Source organism: Spirosoma lituiforme, assembly GCF_054776635.1.
This window is the reverse complement of sequence record NZ_BAAHBO010000001.1, coordinates 1,716,650-1,742,134: the sequence shown is the minus strand read 5'-3', so window position 1 is coordinate 1,742,134 and position 25,485 is coordinate 1,716,650. Positions and strand designations below refer to the sequence as shown.

The window sequence follows — 25,485 nt, the reverse complement described above, 5'->3', positions numbered from 1 at the left end:
CATCAGTCCGGGCATATGCTGAATGACCAGCTCAGGTTACCGGTGTAGTATAATCAAGGGTTGTTTTTTAAGTAGTTGGCTAATAAAAGTGCGTGGGCAATAATGGTTAGGGTTGGGTTAGCATGGCCGCCCGTCGGAAATACCGAGGAGCCCGCTACATACAGGTTGTCCAGCCCATACACTTTGGCGTTTCTATCCACAACACCAGTTTTCGGATCGTCCGACATGCGGGTGGTTCCGATCTGGTGCGATGCAGAATTGAACGTTTTGGCTAAGTCGCGCAGGTAATTCCGCAGGCCCAGTTCACTGTAGCGCACTTCGCCCAGATCTTGGCTTTTAAACCGGTTAATGAACAACGTATGTGCGTTAACAATCGAGTCGATGTCCGCGTCCAGAAAAGCCAGCCTTACCTCTGCCCGGGGCACGCCAAAGGCGTCGAGTTGGGTGCTGGATAAAGACACCCGGCTTTCCCGGTTCGGCGCCTGCTCCGCCTGGAAGTATAGCCCCCAGTAGTCGTTACGCTTTGAGGGCAACAGGTATGGTAGCCGACGTTTAGCCATCCGCTTGATGCTGAGTTGAATCAGATCGGGTACTTCTGACAAGCCATTTTTTGCGATGTTCGTCGTATGTTCCCGCAAAGCCGGCATGAGTTGTTTCGCCTTCCGCATGGAGCCGCCTACCGATTTTTCACTCAGGATCGACATAACCGATCTCGCTACAAACCGGGACGAAAACAGTACATCCCGGTGCCCATTTGTGGTGTTGGGATGATACAGAAAGAAAATGCTGTTCAGCAGCTTGCTGGCCTTCTGAACGGGTTCCGGAAACCACCAGCGCCGACGGCAGTAAACGCCACCGGCATCCCGCTCGAAATCGGCCATCAGCTTCTGTTTGTCGTGGAGTTTCACCTCGGCGAAGACGCCACTCAGGTGAACCATGTAGTAACGGCCGACATTGTCGTTCTGATTGCCCAGACCCGTCGGTGCCTGCTCGCTCGTTGAGTTCAGCAACAGCCGGGCGTTTTCGATACCGCCAGCCGCCAGCACAAAGCGCCGGGCCCGAACGGACAGGCGCATGCCATTTATCGATACATCGGCATGGCTAACCTGATCGGTACTATCCTGGGTTTGCAGACTCAGCACGTGGGCATCCATCAACACCTGAATGTTAGTGCTGTTTTCCAGGGTTGCCTGGTAGGTTTTGCCAAAATGAACGGGCGGACTCCACCGCTCCAGCGCATACGAAACAAGCTCTTCGGAATCCATACCTTCCAGAATTTCCTGCCTGTTTTCGGGAAACGCTTTCTGGGCATTGTATTCAAACCGACCGATTTCACACAGTTCGGCAGCTTTCTCGTAATAAGGCAGCAGGTCGTCGTAGGTAATGGGCCAGCCGCTATCGGGCACCCACGAGCGGGTTTTGAAATCAATAGGTTCGAAAGGAATGCAGCGTCCGCCCCAGGCCGACGAAGTGCCCCCAAACTGGCGACGACGGTTTTCTTCCAATGGCTCGTGTGAGCCCGCCGGAAAAACACCGCCCCGGTATAAATCCTGATTGGCAATGGTTTCGGTCCAGCTGCCGCCCGTCAGTAACATGACGGAAAGAGGCAGGCCATCCAGGCTCAGGGCCATGGATATGGCGGCCGGGCCACTACCGATTATGCAAAGGTCAGCGTCGAGTATTTGCCCTGGCTGAAACGTGTTTTTAGTGACGATCATGACAGGAGTTGGGTTAGCCTCGGTAAGGAGGGTGGCAACGCAGCAACATAGCGTTGCGACGCAATATTGTGCGCCAGGTGCGTTAGGTCGCTGGTGCCGAACAGCACGGAATTGGCTTTCTTGTCGGCCAGTAAAGAGGCCAGCAAGAATTGAGGCAAAGACATATCGGCCAGCCCATCCAGTTGATGAATAGCCGCTGTGTGCTGCGCAAACTTTTCCCTGAGCGTTTTTAACGGACTTAACGCCTGGTTGCCCACCACCGGAATATTGTGTCTTCGGCAGAGATCGGAAATGGAGTACGTGCCATCGGCCTGCCAGGCCGTAGCCGTTTGCACCAGTTGAACCTGCCCGCTGCGAATGCCTTCTTCGACAACTTTGTAGTCATTCGAGGATACGCCGGTGTATCGGGCCAACCCCTGCTGTCTTATTTTGGCCAGACCATCCCAGGAGTCGGCATCGGCAATGTCGCTCCAGTTGGGTTCGTGGAGCAACAAAGCGTCGGCGGCCTCGACCTGCAAACGCCTGTTGCTTTTCTGAACACTGTCAATCAGATACGCTGCAGTGTAGTTGTTTTTGGCACCCGCCCGCTGGATGATCTTTTTGCCGATCTGGTTAAGCGGAGAGAGCCAGCCGGGAGCGTGTACCCGCGGAAGACCGGCCTTTGTCATAACGAAGAAAGGAAGCCCCGTGGTGCGTAGTGTTTTAGAAATCAGCCGTTCCGAATCGCCCGATCCGTAAAAATCAGCCGTGTCAATCAGATTGACGTCTTGTTCGGAGGCCAGACGAAGGAGACTGGCAAAAAAGTCTGGGGTAAGCCGACTTCCCAGCGATGCTGCCCGACTTGTTCCAATCCCGAAGGATGACAGTTTATCCAGGGTAATCATGTTGAGAAGTTTTTACAGATTAATCGTTGAGTAACTAAGGCGCAATAGTGTTCGCTACCCTCTTTTGAGAGCGGGCGAATCGACAACCGGCTTCGCCAGTACGGCCGGATACAGTTCATCAATGAACGTACGAATCTTCGTTTCCCATAACTGCGACTGAGCAAACGAATAACCGGCCTGTCCCATCGCCATCCGTTCGGTGGGGTGCGCGTGCATCCATTCGATGGCGCGGGCTAGGTCCGATACAACCTGTTCTTCGTTGATGACGGGCACACGCAGGCCAGTACTGTCGTTAACGAGTTCGGCCTGTCCGTGCAGATCCAGCGTAACCACGGGTAGCGAGTACGCCATGGCTTCCAGCAATTGGTGCGGACAGGAATCGCGCAGGCTCGTGAAGAAAAAGACATCCGACTGCTCGTAGTAATTCTTCACTTCCTGAAAGGACACGTGGCCCACCCAGTTGACCCGGTCGCTAACGCCGTATTGCTTAATATACTGCGGCACAAATTCAGCCATTTCGCCTTTTCCGCCAACAACAGTCAGCGAAACCGGGATAGTGGGATCTACCTGGCCCAGCGCCTGGATGGTTAATTCGAGGGCTTTGCGGGGTAGCAACCGGCCGGTCCACAGTAGCTTCAGGGTACCATCGGGATAATGGTCAATGGCTTGCTCCGGCAAAAACGTTGAGTTCAGACCTGCATCCCATATCCGGTCGATGGGTAAATGAGGCCGTAGTTTTTTGGCCAGTGTGTGCGTATCCAGATTCGTTACCACCAACCGATCGGCCGTTTGTACGGATTTAAAAAAGCCGGGGTTGGTATACTGAAGTACCGTGCCGACCCAGTCGCGTAGCCATTCCCGCGTCCAGTAGGCGCCGAAATACCGTTTCATATTTTCGGGTGCCCGCTGCCCGCCACCAACCGGCCCAAAAATGAACGGTTTGCGAAGTTTGTACAGAAAACTACCCAACTGAATGCTGCCGTAGGTAACGTGGTGTACAATATCGAAGTTGTGCTGCCGATCTAGTTTGCGCGCCAGTTTCATGGCGCTCCACTGCCAGTGGATATAATGGAAATACATACCGATCAGGTTGGAGTCGCAGAACTTATCGACCCAGGCCGGTAGCCGCACGTAGTGCACCGTCAGATTCGGGAATTGTCCGTCGTCTAGGATTGCATCGATTGCGGCTTCGCCATCCTTTTTGGTCAGGCAATGCACTGCCAGGTCATTCCTGCTCAGTGTCGTTGCATACGTCCATCCCGTCCCCTCTTCGGAGCCGTGGTTGGGCAGACAGGCGTAGGCAGATAGCAGCACTTTTTTCATAACCTTAGCTTATAATGATTTCATAATCCGAACTTTACGTAGTAAAAAGCCCGTGCAGATCCGACCAACGTCGAAACAGAAATAGAGTGCTTTCGTCTTGGAATGATCAATGGCGAAGTTGTAACGAACGCGCAGGTTGGTGGGTGATTTGATTGATGTGAAGCCGTTGATGAACTCCTTCAGCGTCACTTTACGCTCAACCTGAATACCCGTTGCTTTTACAAATTCATAGACTACGCTGGGTACGTTGACAATGAGTCGATAGCCCGCTTTCCGTGCCCGCACCGAAAACTCGATGTCAGACATGTAGTGGATGTATTTCTTCGAATCAAACAGCCCGATCTTGTCAAAAACTTCCATTGGAATCAGCGTTCCCCGGCCCGGTAACGAGTGCGACTCTACGTACGAGGTCCGTGATGATAACTCGCGGTAGCTGCTGTTGTAGTCTTCCGATAAGTGTCGGCCACCAGCCGTGTACAGTTCAAACGAAGCGCCGGCGTATTCCAGTTTTTCGGGGTTATCGCTATCAACACTAACCGAGCCAATCAGGCAGGGCTTGTGTTTCCGGTAGGCATCCAGCATGGTTTGCAGGTAATCGGGTGCCACTCGGGTATCGTCGTTTAGGGTCAGGACGAAATCATCCTGCCGTTTGTCCTGATTTCGCTGAGCGTACCGAATGCCCCAGTTGGTCGCTTCTGTCCACCACAGGTTACCATCTCCTTTCAACACAATGACCTCCGGAAACTCCTGGTTGATCATGACGTCGGTTCCGTCGGTCGAGCCATCATCGACCACGATGATCTGAAAGTTTTTGTACGTCTGTACAGACAGGCACGCCAGGCATTGCCGGGTAAATTCTAAGCGGTTGTGGACAGGGATAACGATGCTGATCATATTATTTTCTGAGTTTTAATCGATACGAAAGGGTGCAGCGATGTGTCTGATGATTCGGTGATGTCTAGGGTTGTATACTCATCGGGCTCTTCTTCATCTTCATCCGGAAGTTTGCGGGCGTAATACATACCCAGTCCAACAAAACCCCAGAAGAATACGGGCAACTGATACGAAACGGCATAAACCAATCCACTGAAGAGGAAACCGAACAAAACAGTCTGCTCCAGCGTGAAGGTCCTGTTTCGGACGTACATTGCTGTTAATGTGCCGAGGATAATCAGCAGGTTGATGGCCAGGCCAACCGCGCCGTAGTTGTACAACATGTCGATGTACTGCGAGTGAATGATGGTGCCTTTCTCGGGGAAATCTTCATTTACCATAATTTCGCCCCGGTCGTAGCCTTCGTAGCGCCAGCCCAGCATTGGTTTGTCTGGAATCTGGCCCAGGTAATATTCCGACTGCTCAAGGCGCCAGCTTCCGGTATTGTCTTCTTTGGGATCGAGAATACCCCCGATGTTTTCCAGAAACGCGTTGACTTTATTACCCGGCATCATGGCCAGCGCCGGGGCCAGTAGAATGAGCAGAATCGCAAACGTACCCATTGTGCGGCCCATAGGGAAACTGCTCGCGGGTAGTTTTCCCACCATTGACAGCCCCGCCACAGCGCCAATGCCTATGATAGCGGCTGAAATGACGGACCGGTGCAGCAGGAAAACGATGAGCGCGAAGGTGAACAAAACGAGTATCAGATAAACAGTCCGGTGACCCTTCATGAACGTCATCAAATAATACAGGCATGGAATGACCAGGTACAACGCTTCGTTCGACATTACCGTGCGGCTTTCGGAGGTGAGGTTGTAACTGAAGATCTGCCCCAGCACCAATTGGTTGATGATGTAGAACACGAAAATTATGTAGACAAGCCACTGGATTTTCAGTGGGCCTGCCTGCACGGCTACGGCATAGGCCAGCAGGGCCAGACCACAATACGCAAAGCGTTTAATAACAAAATAAGAGTACACAAACTGCCCGTATTCGTATTTTGATTCCAGCACCAGGCCAATAACGCCGAGCCCCACCAGCCAGGCCGCCAGTTTAAAAACAGGTGGTTGCCGGAAGTAAAAAATGGGCAGCGAAAGGATACTCAGCATGGTAATGCCACTAATTGCCTTGTCGAACAGAGGGTTGAGTGAATTACCTCCGTAGATCAGTGCGCTCAGCCCGAAGAGTAGCATGAACAGGGCAATCCGATAGATCCAGATTTTCATGATACGGGGGCTAGTTGTGTAGCGGCAGGAGCTGGCTCCTCAATCAAGTGCCGATAAAAAGAAAGCAATTTTTCCAGATTTGCCTGTGGGTTAAAGGCAACGGCGGCATAGGCAGCCTGCACATGGGCAAGTTTCTGCCGTTGCTCCGGATCGAAATAGCGAAGAATTTCGGTGGTCAATTCAGGTACTTTCGTTTCCTGAAGCAGACCCGCCCCCTCGGGAACCATTTCCGGTATACCGCCGACAGGTAACGCTAGCACCGGGGTACCCACCGCAAACGCTTCAATGAGGGAGTAGGGGCAATTGTCATTCAGGGATGTGTGAATGTACAGATCGCTCTGGGCTACCAACTGCCAGGGTGCTTTCTGCTGACCGTAAAAGGTAACATACTCTGTGAGTCCCAGCTGTTGACTAAGCTGGGTATAGTCGGCTCGTTTCGGTCCGTCACCAACCAGCCAGATCGCAAAATTGGTGATGCCTCGCTGTAGAAGTTCAGAGCCAATGTGCAGCAGAAGTTGCTGATTCTTGCGTTCGTCAATATACCCTACGTTGCAGATAATCAGCTTATCGGAAGCCGGTTTGTCGGGTTGCGGTTGAGTTAATTTACTTGGTAAATCCAGCCGGACCGTGTTCCGCAAAATCTGCTTATTGATGTCGGCGGGCAGCAGGTGTTTCGATTTGATATACGCGTACTCAGACCCAAACAGGTAGTTCTTTACGTACGAGAACAAAAACCGGTACCAACTGGTGAGCTGCTTCGTAAATCCTGGTTTGAGGGCATGCGTACCAACCAGTTCACAAACGGGGTCGTCGTTGAAATGACAGGTCAGCACAACTGGTGTCCGTTTGCCCAGCGCCAGCCAGGCTGCTGCGCCCGAGCGGACATCTTGGGCATGGATGAGGTCGTAGTGGAGATGGCGTACGTTGCGGACAGACAGATAGACCCCCGTGAAATAAGCGAACTCATCATAAGCTACATAGAACGCACCACCCAGGGGCCGCATAAGCCGTTTCAACACCCCCAGACACTTCCGCCAGATAACGGGAGTAGACGTTGCATCGACCATATGTACATCGACACCGGCACGGGTCAAATCATTGACGAGTGCATGGGTAGAGGTAACGACGCCCGAAGGTGAAGTAGGAGCCAGGTAGGTGGCAATCAGCACGTTCATAAGGACAGCTATTTGTTAAGGTACTGGTACAGGCGCACGGTATGGATAGTATTCGGGCGCTTCTTGAAATTGTTCAGCATGCTATCTGTGGCCGCTTCGCAGAAGAGCAGAAAATTGTAAATCCGGTTTCCGTGTTTCGCCTTAATCTGATCCATCGTTACCCGCATCGACCAGGAGATATACACGAACATGCCGTATTTATTGCCGTGGATGTTTTGAAAAACCCGACGCTGATTCCGAACGGCGTAGTACTGTTTCCAGGCACCAGGCCAGGGAATACCGCCCCGGTCTACGGCTGGTGGATGATAGAACACGGAGTTCGGCACCGTTACGACCGGAAAGCCCATTTTCTGAGCCCGGGTCATGTATTCAACTTCATCACCCCAGATAAATAATTTCTGATCGGGAATGCCAATGGCTTTGATCACATCTGAACTGATGAGCGTGCCGTTGAAAAGTGACGCCACGCCATAAATCATATCAAAAGAGGTCATATCGGTAACTTTCCGATAAGTCTGATTCGGCCGCTCTACGAAAAAAGCCAGTTCGTTGCTGTCCTGATTACTAACTGACATGCAGTTTTTAATACAGGGACCAATGTTGGGCGAGTTCAGCAGTACCTCAAGGGCATCAGGCGCGGCCAGGCAATCATCATCCATGCACCATAGCCAGTCGAAGCCGGTCTGGTAGGCGGTTTCAATGCCCGTGGCAAAACCACCAGCACCGCCCAGGTTGGACTGCGTCGTTACGCTTAGTCCGGTTTGTTCAGCCAGCCACTCGTTAGTTCCGTCGGTGCTGCCATTGTTGATCACAATGATGGCGTCGAGCGGGCGAGTTTGGTTACGCAGGCTGTCAAGGCACAATTTTAAGTCGTTGAGTCGGTTGTAGGTTACTACAACGGCGGCTACTGTTTGCATTCTTTAGCGTTTAAACAGCGTTGCCATTCGGTTTTTGGTGAACGAAACAGCTTCCTGTATGTACTTTAGTTGGATAATCTGAACTCCTTTATAGCGTAGATAGAAGTAGAATCCAAGCGTTACGAATGCTTCGGTAATGACCCATGAACAGGCCACACCCACATGACTATAGCGTTGTATAAGCAAGGCATTCAGGCTGAGACTAATGACAGAACCAGCCGCCGTTATTCTGAAGAATGGTTTGTCCATTTTCAGGCTGAGCATGGTGTGAACACCCAGCAAATTGTTGAGTCCCAGCGTAATGGGCAGCAAGGCAACGATCCGGAGAACTAGGATGGCCTCCTGAAACTTGTCGCCGTAGAACAACTGGATAAAGTAGGGGGCAATCAGCCAAATAGCGGCCGACAGCAGCAGCATAAGCAGCGTAACCGGGAAGAAAACGGTTTGTACCACCCGCAATCCCTTCTCGCGACCCTGCCCAAACGCACTGGCAACAATGGGAAAAAAGGCCTGATTCAAGGCTAATGAAACGAAGGCCTGCACGATACCGACAATGCGGGTACCCGCCGAAAAAATACCAACGCTGAAAGGAGTGGAAAACAGGCCAAGCAAAAAGATGTTTGATCCGGCGTAGATCGTTGCCACCACCGACGTAAAAAACAGAATCCGGTTATCGCGAAACCGCTCGACCAGGGCGCTGAAGGCAGGCCAGCTAAGCGTAAGGTCGAACCGGCGGATAGCTGTCCGGAAGGCAACAACACTGATCAGTACCTGCGCCAGACTCAGCGACAAATTCTGATACACATAATCGTTGGGTTGTTTGATGATCACAAACACGGTCAGCGTAAACAGAATCTTTACAACCAGGTTGAATACGGCCACCCGGCCCAGATCTTCCATGGCCTGGTATAGCCATACCGGAAACAATACCACCCCGACACAACTCAAATACGTACAGATGTGCAGAACCAGGTGCTCTCTGAACTCGGGCACCGAGAACGAAACGACACTGAAAATCAGGGTAGAAAGTACCCACAGTAACGCCTTTCCGACGATTACTTCACTAAAAATACGGTTGATCAATGCCTTGTTGGTCCGGTCGGCAGCAATAGATCGCACAGCCGCCGTATCGAAACCATAATTGATCAACAGGGTAAAATAAGCAACGTAGGCCTGCGAGAAGTTAAGTAATCCCAGGCGCTCCGGCCCAATAATTCGTACGACGTAAGGTACCGTCAGCAGAGGCAACAGCATGTTGGCCGCATGAACGCTGAACAGCGATGCGACATTGATCGCAAACCGTTTCATAACAGACTTCGACAGTGCCTTTGGCTTCTTGCCATCGGCCTCTGTATCCACCGGATTAGGGACGGTTTCAGCGGCCACGGCCGTGTCCACGGCCAGCGAGTCCATTGCGTTCATGTCAGCCGTTGCAGCCTGCTTACTTACCATACTCTTTTTGTCGGCTAAAGAACTCAATTCGTAGCTATTCCAAAATAAACGTATTCCAGGGGTTCCTCGCTGGTCGCTTCCAGGCGGTGGAGTACACCCGCCGGGATTCTGACAAAAACACCGTGTTCTAACGGAATCTGCTGATCAGCAACTGTATAAACGCCCTGTCCTTTCAGGAAAAAAAAGCACTCTTCCATGGTTGCGTGCGCGTGCAGGTCGCAGTAATCCGACTTTGTAAAGGTGCCATACGCTACCTGGGTTACATTCGTCGGTGTATCGCTGTTCCGGAGGAAAACCTGCTTTGCACCCTGGGCATGAGCGGTAAGCTCGCGCTCAAGGTGCATAAGGGAGGCTGTAATCCGTTCCATTAGGCTTCTACTGGTTCGAGTTCTTTTTTCTGGATCTGTTCCGAAATCCAGTCGAAGGTTTTCTCAACACCTTTCCGCAGGGGGGTCGATGGAGCCCAGCCCAGTTTTTCGGTGATCAGGTGGTTGTCGGAGTTACGACCACGCACGCCCAACGGACCAGGAATGTTGTTGATCGACAAATTTTTGCCCGAAATATCGATTACCATTTTGGCGAAATCATTAAGCGAGATCATCTCTTCCGAACCGATATTTACCGGACCCGAAAAATCAGACGCCATTAACCGGCGGATGCCTTCAACGCACTCGTCAACGATCAGGAACGAGCGGGTTTGTTTGCCATCCCCCCAAATCTCGATCGAGCCACCGTCTTCGGCCATAGCCACTTTGCGGCAAACGGCAGCGGGTGCTTTTTCGCGACCACCATCCCAGGTACCCATTGGTCCGAAGATGTTGTGAAAACGAGCAATGCGCGCTTCGATACCGTGGTTCTTCTGGTAGGCCAGGAACAGCCGCTCCGAGAAGAGTTTTTCCCAACCGTATTCGCTGTCTGGATTAGCCGGATAAGCCGACTCTTCCGAACATTTCGGGTTGTTGGGATCCATTTGGTTGTGCTCAGGATACATACAGGCCGACGACGAATAGAAAATCCGTTTCACGCCTTTGTTTTTGGCTGCCTCAAGAACGTTCAGGTTACAAAGTACCGAGTTGTGCATGATAGCGGCATCGTTTGTTCCCGTAAAGACAAAACCTGCACCGCCCATATCCGCTGCCAACTGGTAAATTTCGTCCAGATCTGACGTGATTACCTCGTCGGCTACTTCCGGATTTCTTAAATCGCCGATAACGAACTCATCGGCGTTGGTGTTGCCGTATTCGTTTTCTTTTACATCGACACCACGAACCCAGTATCCTTCAGATTTGAGTCGATTTACAAGGTGACCACCAATGAAGCCACCAGCACCACAGACGAGAGCTTTTTTCATACTTGTTGATTCGCCGAAGCGGTTGATTGTTTAACGGGTGAGAAAAATTCTTTTACATTAAGGATGATAAAAAGAGGAACTATTTCTAAATACCTCTTATAGAGTCGTTTGGGCTCCGACATAAGCCGGAAAAGCCACTCCAGCGATAGGCGCTGCATCCAGCTGGGGGCCTGCTTTACCCGATCCGTGTGGAAGTCGAAAGCCGCCCCAACCGTAACGATGAAGTTGACATCGACCCACTGGGCCAATCGACGGGCGAAGCGTTCCTGCTTGGGGGTACTTAGACCGATCCAGACGATGTTGGCACCCGACTGATTGATCTGTTCGCCCAATGCCTGAAATTCCTGATCCGACATGTCCCGGAAAGGGGGGCAAAAGGTACCGGCCACCTGGTAGTTGCCGAACTTTTTGCCAACGGCCTGTTTCAGTTCTTCGGCAACACCTTCCTGACCGCCACACAGAAAATGCTTGATTGACTTGTCAGCGCTGCTTTCAAACACATATTTGAAAAAATCGGGGCCGTAGCAGCGGGTCATTTGTTTGGCTCCTTTGAGTTTGCCAACCCAAACTCCCGGCATGCCATCGGGCAGATTCCAGTAAAAAGAATCGAGTACCGACTTAAATTCAGGCTCTTTGAACGCCGTTACCAGACCGTGGGCCCCGGTGGCGCTGATGCACTTGTTCTGCCGGGTAGCCGTAGGCTGGCACTGCTCAACGATGTCCTGAACCGCCGAGGGCAGACCGGCATCATAGAGCTGCACTTGTAGGACTTTTGTCATGGTGATGGACTATTTACGCGTAAAAAAAGATAGGATTTACCAGGCGTTTTTATTGCCTTTGATGGCGGCCTGTACGGTCCACCAGCAAATTTTAGCATCCAGCCGGGTCGACTGGCGACGGATGTACAGATGGTCGTAGCGCACTCTGATTTTCATCTTGTACACTTCGGCGGTTTCGCCACGGGCACCCCTGGACTGGGCGAGTCCGGTAATGCCTGGCCGAACGGCGTAACGCTCCTTATAACCGGGTAGCGTATGCCAGTGCTGGGCATCGAGCGGAATCGGGTGAGGCCGTGGCCCGACAATGCTCATGTGGCCCGCCAGTACGTTCAGAAACTGGGGCATTTCGTCCAGATTCGTTTTCCGCAGAAACCGTCCGATGCGCGTAACCCGCATGTCGTGCCGGGAGGCCTGATGAAATTCCGCGTTCCGGTCGTAAGTCATGGTCCGGAATTTCAGGCAGGGAAATACCCGACCGTTCCGCCCCGTGCGGGACTGCACAAAAATGGCGGGCCCCGGCGAAGTCAATTTGATCAATAGGGCAACGATAGGTATCAGCCAAATGAGAATGGAGGCTATGACCAAAGTGGCAATCAACAGGTCAAATCCCCGTTTTTTGATAACCCTTAGTACGCGCTTCGTTGTATAAGGCCTGGCCTCATCATCGTAGCTTAGATATAAATGAAATGTTTTTCCGTTGGTAGAAGCCTGCATGATCGTGCCTGTTTACAGGTATGGATGAAGTATTGTTTGTGTATCATCCTGGGTAAAACCGCCTTCATGGCGTCTATGGTCTTACCGGTACGAGTAACTGTTCTTGTAACCGTTGTTGAAATGGTAACCATCACCACTTCCTACGGCGTTGAGTATGATACGCATGTTCTGGAAGCGCTGTTCGCGGTGGAGCATGTCCAGAATTTTCAGGCTGTCTTTGGGCGTTACCCCATGCCGAACCACAAACAGGGTAGCGTCGGAATAAGGAGCAATCGCCTGCGCGTCGGTGACGATACCAATTGGGGGCGCGTCGATGATTACATACCGGAACTTCTCCCGCAACTCGCCAATCAGCTGTTTTAACCTGGGACCACTCAACAACTCTGACGGATCAGGGGGGAGAGGACCGCTTGGAATGATAAAGTAGTTCGGATAGCCCGGAACGGGTTTCAGAATGTCGGCTACCGTTGCTTCGCCGTTCAGGTAGGTGCTGATACCGACAGAATTGTCAATGTCGAACAACTGGTGCAGGCGTGGCAAACGCATGTCCATCTCCAGAATAACGGTTGGCTGTTTGAGCAGTGCCATACTCGCTCCCAGGTTCATGGAAATAAACGACTTGCCCTCGCCACTGATGCTGGAGGTAAACAACAGCACCTGGCTTTCGTCCTCGTCGCCTTTGCCAATGTACAGGTTGGTCCGGATAGTCCGAATCTGTTCCGCAATAACGGTGCGGTTGTTTGGCCCAACGATCAGCACATCGCGCTGACGTTTGCTCATGATCTCACCCAGAATAGGCACCTGCGTCACGTCTTCAACATCACCCCGGCGGGACACTTTGGTGTTCAGGGCGCCCTTGCCGGCAATGGCGGCTGTTGGCAGCAACAGGCCCACCAGCCCGAAGAGTGCGTAGATAACAATACCCACTGGTTTTACTGGACCCAGGCTGCTTTTGGCTGCGTCGATAGTCCGACTGTCGGCAATGGCAGCGGCAAACGTCACGGCCATTTCTTCACGCTTCTGAAGCAGGTATGTATACAGGTTGTTCTTGATCGTTTGCTGGCGGGTAATGTCCATCAGCGCACGTTCCTGTTTGGGAACGGTTTTGATCACATTTTCCAGCTTCTCGTTTTTCGCCACATACTGTTCTTTCGAACTGGTCAGCATGGACTTCATGCTCCGAATGTTCTGGTCAATGTTGTGCTTTGTGTTCTTGATCTGGTTGTCCAGCGATTGCAGCCGTGGGTTCTCGTCTCCGCTGGTCTGCCGGATTTCGTCGCGTTGCAGTTCGAGCTGTGAGAGTTTATCGATCTGACCCAGCAGAACCGGATCGCTGATGCCTACCGTGGCGGGTGTGCTGCCGCGTTTGTCCGACTGCGTGCTGATGAAGTTTTCCAGATCATTGAGCACCGCCAGCTGGATGTTTACCTGATTGAGCTGGGCATCATTCTGTTGCGTTGTTTGCAGAAACGACTGCGCCTGAGCTCCCAGGTCGGTAATACCCATCGTCGACTTGTACTGCTCTACATTTCGCTCAACCGAAGACAACTCACCCGATACCATATTCAGCCGGTTTTCAACGAATTTGAGGGTGCTGGATGCTACCTTGTTTTTATCGGCAATGGCGGCCAGATTGTATTCGTTGATCAGGCTGTTCAGGACGGCTTCTCCCTTTTCGGGAACGGCATCTTCGAGGGTCAGGTGAATAACCGTCGAGGTTTTACTGGTTGGTTCGGTTTTCAGCTTATCCAGATACATACCAACGGCAGCTGCCTGTGGCATTACCTGAACGGTTATGGGTTCATTCTTGCTGCTAACGTCTTTCCGGGTCAGAACCCGAAGCCGGCCGTAGGGCGTCTTTAGGCGCTGGTTGAGCGGATACGTCTTGTCATTGATGCGTACCGTTTCCGCATTCACGAACGATAGCGCCAGAGGAGTCTTGTACAAACTTGGGTCCGCTTCTTCAACAAGCAGCCAAACCGGTGAGTCAGCGTAAATTTCCCGTTTGCCGTACTTAGTTTTCCGGAAATACTGGCTGTCCAGGTGAAGGTTTGTAACGACCCGGTCCATCAGAGTAGACGAATGCAGAACTTCCAGTTCATTCTCGACCATCTTCTTCGGTGAGTACACCTCCAGCTCTTTCAGCGGGGCTTCCTGGCTGCTGCCTCTTTTCTCATCCTGAAGCAAAAGGCTGGCCTGAATCTTGTAGATGGGCTGTTTGTACAGTAAGTACACATAAGCGCCAGCAAACGCCAGACCCAGCGATAAGACAAACCAGGGCCAATAGCGAAGGTAGGGCATTATATGCGTCCTGAGCACCGAACTGCCGGAATCGACAACCTGGTAAGGTACATAGGATTGAGATGATCGTGAAGCCATAATAAAAAAATAGTACGTTGAGGAGTATGAGTTGGTTTGGGTTAACGTCGGGTAGCAATGATGGCGATCAACGACAGAATGCCGGTGATGACGGGGGTGAGCTGGTAAGCTCGGTCAACACTGGTGGCGCGGGCTTTGCCAGGCTCAATGTAGATCACATCGTTTGGATGAAGGGAGTAGTAAGGTGAGCGAAAAGCATCCCGCTTAGTCAGGTCCAGACGGGCGAAAACGCGTTTCGTTCCTTCCTCCCGGATAACCAGGACATTGTCACGACGACCGTAGATAGTCAGATCACCAGCCAGTCCCAAAGCCTCCGGCAGGGTTATCTGCTCGTTTGGAATGGTGAACAGCGACGGACGGGATACTTCGCCAAGTACCGAAATCCGGAAGTTCATATTTCTGACATTAACGGTTGGTTCTTTCAGATAACTTTTAAGCTTGGTCGTGATGAGTTCACTTGCCTTGGTATTCGTTAGGCCCACTACACTCAACTGGCCAATAAGCGGTAGTTTAATCGTTCCGTCGTCAGCCACGGCGTAACCAACCGTGCGGGCCAGCGGATTGGCGGTCGCAGCGGCTACGGTCGCATCGGCCATGGAAACAGGGTTGAAATAAGCCGATGCTTCCGCGTTGAGGCTGCTCACCTGAACGGATAAAACGTCTCCTTTCCGAATGGTGGGTATAAACGGTTCGGCTATGCTTACGGTGTCTCCCTTACTAGTGATATCTTGAAAGTAAGCCAGTTTCTTGGCTGATGTGCATCCTTCCAGCGATACGATTGAAAGAACGATGGCTAATATGCTTATCCAATGGGCTATGTGTGGAATTGTGTTCTTTTTACTCATTCTTGCGTATGGCTTGGTAATCCTACTACTGGGGTAACAAATGGACTGAAACTAACTTGGTAATTGGTGCGTGTTCGTATGTCCTGCTGTCATACTATACTTTCGGTAAATCAATCTGATTGACGTTCAGCTTGTTATTGATCTACAGCTCTCGTTCAGAAGAGCATTAAATGCGTACCGGTGGAGTACAAAGAAGATGGGAGCACGGTGGAGTGCAAAAGACACCAACATCACGTTTAGTCTTTGCACTATTATAACTCGAAAGTATAATGTTGATTTCTGAAGACAAAGGATTGGGGAATTTATGCTGTATAATGCCTTATAAACAAAAAAGTCTATTTTGTTATTGTTTTGTAATTATTAGTAACAACATAGTGGGCATATATAGGCCAAAAGTAATAGTAGTGTGGTATTAATAATATTTATTGTATAAACATTAAAGGTAATACCTGTTAAGAAATTAACTAACGATTTGGCCCGTTTATCGGAATAGTTATATCATCGTAGGGAATTAGCCAAAAATTTATTTAGCGCTTTAGGGATACGTTTTTGTATTATTATCAGAAAAGGTGTTAGCCGCTTTTTGCAGACCTAAGACCTGTTTGATGTAGATACACCATTAGGGTCCATTTTGGCCGAAATTCGGTGCGCTGACGGCTGGTAAAGATCAACCGCCCGGCGGCATTGAGGCTGACGGGCGGTTGGCAGTAAATAAGTATATAGTGATTTCTGACCAAGAAAATCGGGTAGATTACGCCGATAGCAGCGATCCTACAACCACGATTAAGGGATCAGATTACCGGCTTCATCGTAGTTCATAGATGCCTGGCAGCTCGCCCCCAGTACAGCGTCGTAGGGCTTGCCACCAACCCCTTGAATCAGTTTATTCCCCCTCAGCACATTGTTGGTGGCTTTACTGCCATACGCCAAAAATGTGGCCTGATTGACCGCGTTCGTTTTGTTTGAAATGGTATTATTGGAAAATGTATTGTTGGGCGAATTGTCGCAAATAATCGCTTTGGTGGCCGAGCTCTCGATCACATTGTCCGTGAACGTACCGCCCGCCGTCGACGTAAACAGTTCAATGGTTCCCGTCATTCTGAACACGTTTTTGGTGAACTTAACGGTGCCTCCGTTGTACAGTTGCATGCCACCCGTACACAGGCCAACCGTTGAGTTGCCACTAATAATCATCCCCCCGACGATAGAGCCATTGCCGCCCCCATCGTTGGAGCCTTCGAGAAATTTATCAAATACGCCCTCAAATTTGTTGTTGGTAATGCTCACGTTCTGAGCGGCCCCCGCTATCTCGATACCGAACAGACTACAGTTTTTTATGTAATTATTGTCGACTGTTAGCTGGTCAAGCGGCCCGGATAACGAGATGCCGAAGTGGCAGTTATAGAATGTATTGCCACTCACAACAATGTTTTTCCCGGCGTATATATTGTAGTTGTCGTGGTTGAAAATTTCGCAGCCCATGCGCTTGGCCTGTACGTTGTTATTACGGACAATAATGTTCGAGGCCGTGCGGCCAGCCTGAATTTTCAGCGTGAGCCAGTTCGTACTATCCTTGGCAGCTGCGTCATCGCCAGTACAGTTCTGAATGGTGAGGTCTGCCACAGAAGGGCCGTCGATAGCGATGGTGCCGTAGTTACCCGGCTCCGACGACGATACGATCCAGGTCAATCCGTCAATCATAACATTATTGATCGCGGCATTGAGGTCTGTTGCACTCACAAGAGCGCCCAACGAGACGTGTGATTTAGGCAGGCGAATAATGGCTTTCCCCGGATTCGCCCGCAGCGTCAGATTACTTCTCAGGTTAGCCGGCGTCAGTTGCGTATACGTGCCATCCGGGATGGTGATATCGTTCGTTACTCTGATGGCCGTTATCAGTTCAGGGCCTATGTCATCATCGGATTCTGAGATGCCAAACCAATACCCGTTTGCCGACCCCGTAAACTCCCGTTTGTAGCGGTAGCCTTTTACCGTGACCAGGGTTATGCCCAGGTTATCGTCCGTGGTTCGGTCGGCCTGGTCAAGCTTGAATACGCCTTCCCGCCCGGCGTCGGTGATTCGGATGCGCGTAGGCACCGAGCTGTCTGTAAAGGCTCTGAGCTGGGCAATGGTCAGGGCATCTTCCCGTTCAACGAATACATCCGGTGCCGGATCACGTGGCTTGCAATAGGCCAGCACGGTAAATGAGGCTACCAGCATCATGGATTTAAAAAAACCTGAGTATGTCATTACGATGAGTGATCAAGAAGTAAATACGATAAAAAAAACGCCCCGACTATTCGTAACGGGGCGGGTGAAATGGGCTTAACGCATGCCAGCAAGCGTTTTCAATCGGTTGAAAATCCGAATCGGAACGCTGTACCGACGAAGCGTTTCTTTGTGGTAGTACTCCGTCGTCTGAACAATTCTCGGCAGGTTAAACACGCGTTGTGTGCCGTCGTCCAGCTGAGTTTTGTAGCGGTTGTAAATATTGGTGTGCGTAGCTTCTTCACCAAAACCGATGTTTTCGACTTTCGAGACGGTTGGATAAACCGTTAAGCCGTTGTTCTTGAATCGATTGAAGCAAAAACGAATATCCCAGGCATCGGCCCGCCCTTCCATCTGATCGCGGAGCATATTCAGCAGGTCGGAGCCGCCCTGCATAAAGGAACGCTGCTCAGCCTTGTCCTGAATAAAAGCCGGGTAATCGGCCATATCCCAGTCGATTGACTGCCAGCGGTCAGACCAGGTAGCCCAACCCCAGGGGCTATGACGAGGAATAAAGTAAGCATCTGACCCGTGATTTGCTGGTTTCTGGAACGGAAAAGTATAGCCCGCTACCGAGTAGACCCGCTTGTTTGGTGCGTACTGCTCCAGGCCCTGGTTCATGAAATCCAGAAAGTTGGGCGACGTCACCAGATCATCTTCGACAATAATAGCGGTAGGGTGTTTGGCCAGCACCTGCGAGATACCTCTTATGACCGAATCGGCACACCCGATGTTGGTTTCTGCATAGTCCCGATGAATGCTTTTGAAGCCCGAGATGGCATCCAATAGCTGACGAACCTCGGCTACTTTGGGCGCATCGGCAGGGCGTTTGGGTGCGTCGGCAAAGATATACAGGTCACTTTCCAAAGCTAAGTAGTTGGCTTCGAGAGCCTGAATGGTTGCCTTCAATTCATTGGGGCGCTTGTAGGCAAAAAGAATTACCGGTGCAGTCATAAAATGAAACGATTGAGTATATAGATTTTAGTTATATGATAAGGCCAGTACTGGCTTATAGTGCTGATTGAATTAAGGCTTGTTCGTACGTCGGTATCTCTGCGAACAGAAAAGCCGGACAGTGTACAAGTGTATGGACTTATATCGGCCCAGGTAATTGCCGTTCGGGATACTTTCAAAGGCAATCCGCTGATGGTTAGGTATTAGGTTCATTGACATCATTCTCGTTACGGAGTGTTGATATCAACGATTAGAAGTTACTTGAGTTAGGAACTGGTAGCTTGCCCAGTATTAGGAGCGATAGTCAGGAAACGACACACTTTATCAGGTCGCTTGTGTACGTATCTACTATAAAACTAAAGAGTGAGTTTTCTTAAACAAAGAGCAAAAGGATAGATAGGCGATGTAGAAATTAAATAAAAAAACTGAGAACAGATAATATTTATTTATAAGGTAAATATTTTATTTACTATTACTTAAATAAGGTAACATATATGTGAAATTGATTCGATTAAAAATAGGACTTTTCAAAGTTATACCAACTTAGAAATTAACTCATATTTGTCCAGATAAACGGTATCTTTTCTGAATTGAGTGGGTAAATTCGTGTAGCCATAAGAAGCCATCATTATGAAAGTCAAATAAATGTTTTTTCGTTAAACGCCCGTAAAACAAAACAACATCGATCGCCGAAACAACTGCTAATTGTTGGGGTTGATGCCATTTTGTTTGTAATCCTCGGAGGATGATTGAGGATCACTTGTTCGCGAAAGCCGGAAAGCCGTATACTCAAGCCGATCTCGTGAAACAGGTATACGGGTCGTGTCGGCTAATTGTATCCAGCCAGACCGGCCTTTTTTCTGACTGAATTCCTGAACGTAAACGGGGTTTATAATTGCCGAGCGGTGAACCCGAATAAAGTCTAGATTTTTCTCAAACCAATGAAGAGACTGGGTAATCAATTTAACGGAACCATCCTGAAAATGAACTCGGGTATAATTGGCGTCTCCTTCCAGCCACATAATTGATTGAACTGAAACCGCAGGTGAGTGCCCGACCAATTGAATAGTTTTCATAAAGTGTTTGTTGAGTTGGTTTACATACGTGCTGGCCCTACATTCGGTTTTTAAATAAACCGCAGCAGTCACCCGGACCGCAGCCCCCCACTCATCTGATTTCAAGATGGAATTTTACTCAATTTGAGTCACTTTATTTAGCCCCTTATTAACTAATTTACTATTCGGCGCCCAGCAAAAGAGCGTCGACGCCAGCCGACTTAGATCGACGTAAAGGTCTGAAAAGACATAGCTGCACAGCACTCATATCAATTCAGGTATGATAGTAGTGTACGGATGATTTAGCGTTTGGCGGCAGAAATGACGGTTTTATCCATTGAGGCACCCCATAAAATGATACAAAAATCCGGGCTTACGATCAGTCACTCGACGCTCTCCTTTATCCAGACAGCAAGCGACAAGCCGGCCTATTTGCTACTGACGATTACGCAGCAACTTGTCGATACACCCGTTACGTTTACGATGGATGACGACTCCGCGTATTTTCAGCTGGCCAGCGATAGCCGGCCCTACTATGGGCCTACATTAACGGTGATTTCACCGGCCCAAAAATTTCATGTACACGTTCGCTTTGCCGCCGATAAGCGAGGCCTGCATACGGGGCAATTGACAGTCCAGACCCCTTACGAAAGCAAAACGGTTTCTCTGGAAGGAAGACGGAAAGGGTGGTTGCCCGCCCGAATCGGAGCCAGTGCGAATATGAACCAGCCCAGACTGGAATCCCCTAAATCGGCCAGCCAATCGAAGGGTTGGCTGGTCATAGCGATACTAGCCGGTATAAGTGGGTTGGGGTATGTTGGGTATACACACAAGTGCCAGCTCTTTCCTGGTTTGTGTCAGGACGAAATACCAAAGCCAACGCTGACCAAAGTTTCGCCAACACCCCTGCCGGACCAATCAGTAATTCCTTCAACGTCACCGAAAAAGAAATCCAAAGTGAAACGGCGTCCGGAAAAAGCGCAGGAACATTTAACTCAGGTGATCGACTCGTTGACGCAGTTGCGGCAGCCGCTTCCGGCTGATAAGTCTGGTACAGAGCAGGCAACTGGTACGTCGGAAGAGCAACCTGCAACCACTCGTGCGACTGGGCGTCGTCGGGGCACCGTCAAAAGAACGACCGATCGGTCGGAGGGGCGCACCCGGACAAAGCCTGCCCTGACAAACGAGGAAAGTGAACTGGAGAAAGCACTTAATAAACCGCTTTAGGAATAAGCTGGCAGGTGCACAAACGGCTAACTTTGTACCTTACCTGATACGGTGCCGTTTCGGCCCGTAAGCGTCGCCAGTGCAGGAAGGATTTGTAAACGAGTATACATGGATTTTCACCAGCAGCTTTTTGACCCAAATTCGGAGATTGTGGATCAGTGGTCCCGTCATGAGTTTGAACAGTGCACGTTCAAAAATCTCGATTTATCGAAAGCCGTATTGGCCAACGCCAGTTTCACGAACTGCCGGTTCGACCAGTGCAACCTGGGAATGGCTGTGCTGGAAGGGACCAAACTCGATGATGTTGTATTCAGTAACTGCATCCTGAATTCGCTCCATTTCGGGCACTGTAGTAGTTTTGGCTTCCGCGTCGATTTTCAGGAGTGCCAGCTGGACTACACCAGTTTCCTGAACCGTAATCTTAAAAAGACCCGGTTTGTGGATTGTTCGCTGAAGGAAGCCCGCTTCATGCAGTGTGACCTGGGTGGCGCCCTGTTCAAAAACTGCAATCTTGAACTTACCCTGTTTGCCGGAAATACGTTGACACAAGTCGATTTCTCGACTTCATACAACCTCACGCTGGACCCCGACGGAAACAAGTTGAAGAAGACCAAGTTTTCGCTTCACAGCCTGCCGGGTTTGCTGACCAAATACGATATCGTTTTGGGTTAACTACTTTTTGCTGATATACCGGTTGCCTTTCACGTAAAAGCGATAGGGTAGGTCGGCACCATACGTCAGGCCAATACGGGTGGTCGTCACCATATCGAAGTCATGCAGAACAGGACCACGAATCGAGATCGCTCCGGTAGTTAGCGACGAAAAGTTATGCTCGCTTCGGCTGATACCCAGCGCGATGGTAAGTTTGCCTGGCCCATTGGCGAGGTTACGTTCGCCATCGGCCGTTGTGTGGTCAATGGTGTTGTTGCGGTAACGGGCAAACCCCGTTTTAAACGCTTCGTTGCGCCGGGTACCCATCAACTCAATGCCTTCGGTTGGCTGGAGCGCGCGAATCAGGACCGCTTCACCCACACCTTCCGGCCCCGCTACAATATTGATGCAGTTGTAATGATTGTAGATCTGATACACATAGAGCGTTCCCGCCGGACCAAACATGGCCGCATTGCGGGTCGTCTGCCGGCGGTAAGCATGGCAGGCCGGATCACCCGTTATGTAAGCCTCCGTTTCAACGATAATTCCCGCGGTGGTACCTTCCTCCGTCGATTCATGGACCAGTTCACAGCCCAGCAAAAGCTGGGCCATAGTCATCGTATCGTGGTTTTGGTAAAAATCAATTGGAAGTTTGGGCATTAGATTACATTCATGGTCTGCTCCTTGATTTTCTCCAGCTCGTCTTTCATTTGCACCACAAAGCGCTGAATGGTAGAGTCATTGGCTTTAGACCCGATGGTGTTGATTTCACGGCCGATTTCCTGCGAGATGAAGTTAAGTTTTTTGCCATTGGCTTCTTCCGTTGCCAGCACTTCCAGAAAGTAACTCAAGTGATTTTTTAACCGCACTTTCTCTTCTGAAATGTCGAATTTCTCTACGTAATAGACCAGTTCCTGCTCAAAGCGGTTCTGATCGAACGATTCACTGTCCAGTAACTCCCGTACCGAGTTTCGCATCCGGTCGCGCACCGCCGGAATTCGCCGAACGTCGTGTTCTTCAACATCGGCCAGCCGATCGGTAATGATCTGAATGTACTCCTGAAACTTGCTTTCCAGAATGGCCCCGTCCTGCTTGCGAAAACCGTCGCATCGACGGATTGCTTCCTGCACGGCGGCCAGGACAGCCTCCCAGTCTGATGAGTCGGCTGTTGTATCATTCGACTCCGTGAGGTAGGCGTTGGGTTGTTGCAGAGCCAGTTGCAGAACATCGCTGTCTGGAATGCTCATCAGCATGGTGTTGGCGGTTTCCTTAAGGTCAGAAACATAAGCCAGCACCAATGGTCGGTTAATGGTAACGCCGGGCCGAACGGCGTTGGTGCGCGCCAGGTTAAGCGAAAGCTCAACTTTACCCCGCTCCAGCTGCTGCGTCAGTAAAGCACGAAGCTCAATCTCCTTGTCGGAAAACTGGCGGGGCATCCGGCAATAAATGTCCAGAAACTTGGAATTCAGCGTTTTAACTTCCGCTGTTACAGACAGGCCACCAGCCTCCACCGTTGCGTTGCCGAAGCCGGTCATTGATTTTAACATTCGTTGCTATGGTTATAATGTAGTTGACTGGTAGCGATTGAGGTTGTACCGTTGGGGGGCTGTCAGCCATTGGCACCACCTCAATCGCAATCGCTTATTTCAATGCCCCGGCTTGCAGTTCCAAAAACTCTTTTCGATTCCGGGCAACGTCAATGGCAGTATAAATAGCTTGTAACATAGAGGTTTCATCGGCCAGATCTTTTCCTGCAATGTCATAGGCGGTACCATGGTCGGGCGATGTACGAACGGCGGGCATTCCGGCCGTAAAATTGACGCCTTCCTCGAAGGCAATGGCTTTGAAAGGAATCAGGCCCTGATCGTGGTACATGGCCAGTACCGCGTCGAATTTTGAGTAAGCCCGTGTACCGAAAAAACCATCAGCGGGGTAGGGACCGAATACCAACTGGCCTTTGTTGCGCCACTCGGTAATGAGAGGTTTGATGATCTCATTTTCTTCCGTACCCAGTAGTCCTTCTTCGCCCGCGTGGGGGTTTAAGCCCAATACGGCAATCTTGGGTTTTTCGATGCCAAAATCCTGCTTCAGCGACTGCATCATCAGGGTTAGCTTCTGGTTAATCCGTTCACGGGTAACGTTTTGCCGTACGCGGCCCAAGGGTACGTGTCCCGTCACGACGCCTACGCGCAGGGTCTGGCTTACCAGAAACATCAGGTTGTCAGTGACACCAAACTCTTCGGCCAGGTATTCGGTATGCCCCGGAAACTTAAACTCCTCTGACTGAATATTATTTTTGTTGATGGGGGCTGTTACCAGTGCATCCAGTTTACCCGCCTTCAGATCATCGACGGCACGCTGCAGACAGGCCAGGGCCGCTTGCCCAGCTTCGGGTGTCACCTGACCGGGCTGAATCTCCTGATTTTGATCGGGCCAACAGGTTATTACGTTCGTGAGTTTATGGCTGATCTGGCCTATCGTCTGGGCACCATTCAGGTTCCAGTCTTTCAGGTTCAACAGGTTGCGGTACCGGTTCAGTATCCGCATGGATCCATAAATGACCGGTGTGCAGATCTTCTGTAAACGATTGTATTGCAAGGCCTTCAAAATCACTTCCGGACCAATGCCATTGAAGTCGCCGAGCGAGATACCAATCACTAACCGATCATCGCGCCCTGCATTGTCGGTCAACTGCCCTGGTTGGTCCGTATTCTCAAGGGGTTCAGCGTTTGTTGGGTCTGTATCGCGCTGGCCGCTCCGATTATCAGCTGCCGACCGGTTCCGATTGGACGAAGACTCATCGCGTTGCCGGTTCTCGGCAGATCGAGGGCTCGTGTTTGGCTGACCCTCGCGCTGCTGTTTAGGCCGCTGATTGTTTTGCCGTTGCCCCCGGTCTGTCCGGTCAGTTGGTGCCGGGCTATCAGCCGATGCTGCCCCCGAATCAGCTGATTGAGCATCGCGATTTTGGCGGTTGTTCTGGTTACGCTGCTCGCCGTTGCGTTGCTCACTAGTTCGTGGTTCGCCATTTCGTGGTTCGCCATTGCGTGGTTCGCCATGGCGATTGTCCCGCTGATTTTGGGCACCGTTCCGTGAATCGCTGTCGCGCGGTTCATTTGTTCGCTGGCCACCATCCCGTTGTTCGCTGTTTCGTGGTTCACGCTGTCCACCGTCGCGCTGCTCACTGTTACGTGGTCCGCCATCGCGTGGTCCGCCATCGCGGTTCCGTTCCTGTCGCTGGCCTCCGTTCCGTTGCTCGCCAGACCGCGGTTCGTTGGTTCGTTGCTCTTTATTTCGTGGTTCACCACTGCGCTGCTCACTAGTTCGTGGTTCGCGTTGAGGGGTTTCCTGTCGGTTGTCTAGTGGAGTAACTGCCTGCTGCGGACTTGCCGGGCTAGTCTCACTCGCTTGGTCAGCAACTGGCCGGTTATCTGGAGCAGGTTCGTCAGACACGTTCGTACGGGGTGAGGTCGATTCTTCGGATTGGCGTTGTTCCATGCACTTTTTGTAGTTTCGCCAAGAGTTAATAAATAGTGAAGAATGTGCGATGAAGAGGTACTAATGAAACGAAGAAGTCCAACGGATAATCGGCTATTCTTCGTTCTTCAGACTACATTCTGTAAAGTATTGCCTG

At 50.8% G+C, this 25,485-nt stretch carries 22 protein-coding genes; 2 read left to right on the top strand and 20 right to left on the bottom strand.

Translation table 11 applies throughout. The features are described from left to right. Window positions 1-53: 53 nt before the first annotated feature. The 17 genes from ACYU87_RS07430 to ACYU87_RS07350 form a co-directional block, all read right to left on the bottom strand. The gene (locus tag ACYU87_RS07430) at window positions 54-1,718 is read right to left on the bottom strand and encodes a GMC oxidoreductase (protein WP_461133392.1); all 1,665 of its coding nucleotides are present in this window, start codon (window positions 1,716-1,718) and stop codon (window positions 54-56) included. Continuing rightward, window positions 1,715-2,602: an aldo/keto reductase gene (locus ACYU87_RS07425; RefSeq protein WP_461133391.1), complete on the bottom strand. Its 888-nt coding sequence runs from the start codon at window positions 2,600-2,602 to the stop codon at window positions 1,715-1,717. The genes ACYU87_RS07430 and ACYU87_RS07425 overlap by 4 nt, the downstream gene beginning before the upstream one ends. Before the next feature lie 54 nt (window positions 2,603-2,656). Further along, entirely contained in the window at window positions 2,657-3,925 is a 1,269-nt protein-coding gene (locus tag ACYU87_RS07420; RefSeq protein ID WP_461133390.1) for a glycosyltransferase family 4 protein, read from the bottom strand. Between the two features lie 9 nt (window positions 3,926-3,934). Next, window positions 3,935-4,819, bottom strand: a complete 885-nt coding sequence (locus ACYU87_RS07415; protein WP_461133389.1) for a glycosyltransferase family 2 protein — start codon at window positions 4,817-4,819, stop codon at window positions 3,935-3,937. Then, the gene (locus ACYU87_RS07410; RefSeq protein WP_461133388.1) at window positions 4,816-6,087 is read right to left on the bottom strand and encodes an O-antigen ligase family protein; all 1,272 of its coding nucleotides are present in this window, start codon (window positions 6,085-6,087) and stop codon (window positions 4,816-4,818) included. The genes ACYU87_RS07415 and ACYU87_RS07410 overlap by 4 nt, the downstream gene beginning before the upstream one ends. Beyond that, window positions 6,084-7,262: a glycosyltransferase family 4 protein gene (locus ACYU87_RS07405; RefSeq protein WP_461133387.1), complete on the bottom strand. Its 1,179-nt coding sequence runs from the start codon at window positions 7,260-7,262 to the stop codon at window positions 6,084-6,086. The genes ACYU87_RS07410 and ACYU87_RS07405 overlap by 4 nt, the downstream gene beginning before the upstream one ends. Window positions 7,263-7,270: 8 nt before the next feature. Beyond that, window positions 7,271-8,179 (bottom strand): glycosyltransferase family 2 protein, encoded by a 909-nt coding sequence (locus ACYU87_RS07400; RefSeq protein ID WP_461133386.1) that lies wholly within the window; start codon window positions 8,177-8,179, stop codon window positions 7,271-7,273. 3 nt (window positions 8,180-8,182) lie between these two features. Next, the gene (locus tag ACYU87_RS07395; protein ID WP_461133385.1) at window positions 8,183-9,631 is read right to left on the bottom strand and encodes a flippase; all 1,449 of its coding nucleotides are present in this window, start codon (window positions 9,629-9,631) and stop codon (window positions 8,183-8,185) included. Between the two features lie 23 nt (window positions 9,632-9,654). Further along, window positions 9,655-9,999: a cupin domain-containing protein gene (locus ACYU87_RS07390; RefSeq protein WP_461133384.1), complete on the bottom strand. Its 345-nt coding sequence runs from the start codon at window positions 9,997-9,999 to the stop codon at window positions 9,655-9,657. Then, on the bottom strand, window positions 9,999-10,982 hold the full coding sequence (locus tag ACYU87_RS07385; RefSeq protein WP_461133383.1) for an NAD-dependent epimerase/dehydratase family protein: 984 nt from the start codon (window positions 10,980-10,982) through the stop codon (window positions 9,999-10,001). The genes ACYU87_RS07390 and ACYU87_RS07385 overlap by 1 nt, the downstream gene beginning before the upstream one ends. Continuing rightward, complete coding sequence (locus ACYU87_RS07380) at window positions 10,979-11,761, bottom strand: WecB/TagA/CpsF family glycosyltransferase (RefSeq protein WP_461133382.1); 783 nt, start codon at window positions 11,759-11,761, stop codon at window positions 10,979-10,981. The genes ACYU87_RS07385 and ACYU87_RS07380 overlap by 4 nt, the downstream gene beginning before the upstream one ends. A 36-nt stretch (window positions 11,762-11,797) precedes the next feature. Next, entirely contained in the window at window positions 11,798-12,475 is a 678-nt protein-coding gene (locus ACYU87_RS07375; protein ID WP_461133381.1) for a sugar transferase, read from the bottom strand. A gap of 81 nt (window positions 12,476-12,556) precedes the next feature. Continuing rightward, complete coding sequence (locus tag ACYU87_RS07370; protein ID WP_461133380.1) at window positions 12,557-14,854, bottom strand: GumC family protein; 2,298 nt, start codon at window positions 14,852-14,854, stop codon at window positions 12,557-12,559. 41 nt (window positions 14,855-14,895) lie between these two features. After that, window positions 14,896-15,699: a polysaccharide biosynthesis/export family protein gene (locus ACYU87_RS07365; RefSeq protein ID WP_461133379.1), complete on the bottom strand. Its 804-nt coding sequence runs from the start codon at window positions 15,697-15,699 to the stop codon at window positions 14,896-14,898. Window positions 15,700-16,482: 783 nt separating this feature from the next. After that, window positions 16,483-17,949 (bottom strand): right-handed parallel beta-helix repeat-containing protein, encoded by a 1,467-nt coding sequence (locus tag ACYU87_RS07360; protein ID WP_461133378.1) that lies wholly within the window; start codon window positions 17,947-17,949, stop codon window positions 16,483-16,485. Window positions 17,950-18,024: 75 nt separating this feature from the next. Further along, window positions 18,025-18,921 (bottom strand): glycosyltransferase, encoded by an 897-nt coding sequence (locus tag ACYU87_RS07355; RefSeq protein ID WP_461133377.1) that lies wholly within the window; start codon window positions 18,919-18,921, stop codon window positions 18,025-18,027. Window positions 18,922-19,622: 701 nt separating this feature from the next. Beyond that, on the bottom strand, window positions 19,623-19,997 hold the full coding sequence (locus ACYU87_RS07350) for a LytR/AlgR family response regulator transcription factor (RefSeq protein WP_461133376.1): 375 nt from the start codon (window positions 19,995-19,997) through the stop codon (window positions 19,623-19,625). Between the two features lie 333 nt (window positions 19,998-20,330). On the opposite strand from ACYU87_RS07350, the gene ACYU87_RS07345 reads away from it, so the two are divergent. Together ACYU87_RS07345 and ACYU87_RS07340 are read left to right on the top strand one after the other, a co-directional pair. Then, window positions 20,331-21,203, top strand: coding sequence for a hypothetical protein (locus tag ACYU87_RS07345; RefSeq protein WP_461133375.1), 873 nt, complete (start codon window positions 20,331-20,333; stop codon window positions 21,201-21,203). Window positions 21,204-21,311: 108 nt separating this feature from the next. Then, window positions 21,312-21,875, top strand: a complete 564-nt coding sequence (locus tag ACYU87_RS07340; RefSeq protein WP_461133374.1) for a pentapeptide repeat-containing protein — start codon at window positions 21,312-21,314, stop codon at window positions 21,873-21,875. Here ACYU87_RS07340 and ACYU87_RS07335 read toward each other — a convergent pair whose 3' ends face one another. From ACYU87_RS07335 to pdxA, 3 genes are all read right to left on the bottom strand, one after another. After that, on the bottom strand, window positions 21,876-22,514 hold the full coding sequence (locus ACYU87_RS07335; RefSeq protein ID WP_461133373.1) for a DNA-3-methyladenine glycosylase: 639 nt from the start codon (window positions 22,512-22,514) through the stop codon (window positions 21,876-21,878). Further along, window positions 22,514-23,401 carry a YicC/YloC family endoribonuclease gene (locus ACYU87_RS07330; RefSeq protein ID WP_461133372.1) on the bottom strand — a complete coding sequence of 296 codons (888 nt, stop codon included), beginning with the start codon at window positions 23,399-23,401 and terminating at the stop codon, window positions 22,514-22,516. The genes ACYU87_RS07335 and ACYU87_RS07330 overlap by 1 nt, the downstream gene beginning before the upstream one ends. 94 nt (window positions 23,402-23,495) lie before the next feature. Next, window positions 23,496-25,349, bottom strand: coding sequence for a 4-hydroxythreonine-4-phosphate dehydrogenase PdxA (gene pdxA, locus ACYU87_RS07325; protein WP_461133371.1), 1,854 nt, complete (start codon window positions 25,347-25,349; stop codon window positions 23,496-23,498). Window positions 25,350-25,485: the final 136 nt, after the last annotated feature.

Coding starts and splice junctions, on each gene's coding strand:
- ACYU87_RS07430 (WP_461133392.1), bottom strand. CDS start 1,718: ATGATCGTCACTAAAAACACGTTTCAGCCAGGGCAAATACTCGACGCT.
- ACYU87_RS07425 (WP_461133391.1), bottom strand. CDS start 2,602: ATGATTACCCTGGATAAACTGTCATCCTTCGGGATTGGAACAAGTCGG.
- ACYU87_RS07420 (WP_461133390.1), bottom strand. CDS start 3,925: ATGAAAAAAGTGCTGCTATCTGCCTACGCCTGTCTGCCCAACCACGGC.
- ACYU87_RS07415 (WP_461133389.1), bottom strand. CDS start 4,819: ATGATCAGCATCGTTATCCCTGTCCACAACCGCTTAGAATTTACCCGG.
- ACYU87_RS07410 (WP_461133388.1), bottom strand. CDS start 6,087: ATGAAAATCTGGATCTATCGGATTGCCCTGTTCATGCTACTCTTCGGG.
- ACYU87_RS07405 (WP_461133387.1), bottom strand. CDS start 7,262: ATGAACGTGCTGATTGCCACCTACCTGGCTCCTACTTCACCTTCGGGC.
- ACYU87_RS07400 (WP_461133386.1), bottom strand. CDS start 8,179: ATGCAAACAGTAGCCGCCGTTGTAGTAACCTACAACCGACTCAACGAC.
- ACYU87_RS07395 (WP_461133385.1), bottom strand. CDS start 9,631: ATGGTAAGTAAGCAGGCTGCAACGGCTGACATGAACGCAATGGACTCG.
- ACYU87_RS07390 (WP_461133384.1), bottom strand. CDS start 9,999: ATGGAACGGATTACAGCCTCCCTTATGCACCTTGAGCGCGAGCTTACC.
- ACYU87_RS07385 (WP_461133383.1), bottom strand. CDS start 10,982: ATGAAAAAAGCTCTCGTCTGTGGTGCTGGTGGCTTCATTGGTGGTCAC.
- ACYU87_RS07380 (WP_461133382.1), bottom strand. CDS start 11,761: ATGACAAAAGTCCTACAAGTGCAGCTCTATGATGCCGGTCTGCCCTCG.
- ACYU87_RS07375 (WP_461133381.1), bottom strand. CDS start 12,475: ATGCAGGCTTCTACCAACGGAAAAACATTTCATTTATATCTAAGCTAC.
- ACYU87_RS07370 (WP_461133380.1), bottom strand. CDS start 14,854: ATGGCTTCACGATCATCTCAATCCTATGTACCTTACCAGGTTGTCGAT.
- ACYU87_RS07365 (WP_461133379.1), bottom strand. CDS start 15,699: ATGAGTAAAAAGAACACAATTCCACACATAGCCCATTGGATAAGCATA.
- ACYU87_RS07360 (WP_461133378.1), bottom strand. CDS start 17,949: ATGACATACTCAGGTTTTTTTAAATCCATGATGCTGGTAGCCTCATTT.
- ACYU87_RS07355 (WP_461133377.1), bottom strand. CDS start 18,921: ATGACTGCACCGGTAATTCTTTTTGCCTACAAGCGCCCCAATGAATTG.
- ACYU87_RS07350 (WP_461133376.1), bottom strand. CDS start 19,997: ATGAAAACTATTCAATTGGTCGGGCACTCACCTGCGGTTTCAGTTCAA.
- ACYU87_RS07345 (WP_461133375.1), top strand. CDS start 20,331: ATGATACAAAAATCCGGGCTTACGATCAGTCACTCGACGCTCTCCTTT.
- ACYU87_RS07340 (WP_461133374.1), top strand. CDS start 21,312: ATGGATTTTCACCAGCAGCTTTTTGACCCAAATTCGGAGATTGTGGAT.
- ACYU87_RS07335 (WP_461133373.1), bottom strand. CDS start 22,514: ATGCCCAAACTTCCAATTGATTTTTACCAAAACCACGATACGATGACT.
- ACYU87_RS07330 (WP_461133372.1), bottom strand. CDS start 23,401: ATGTTAAAATCAATGACCGGCTTCGGCAACGCAACGGTGGAGGCTGGT.
- pdxA (WP_461133371.1), bottom strand. CDS start 25,349: ATGGAACAACGCCAATCCGAAGAATCGACCTCACCCCGTACGAACGTG.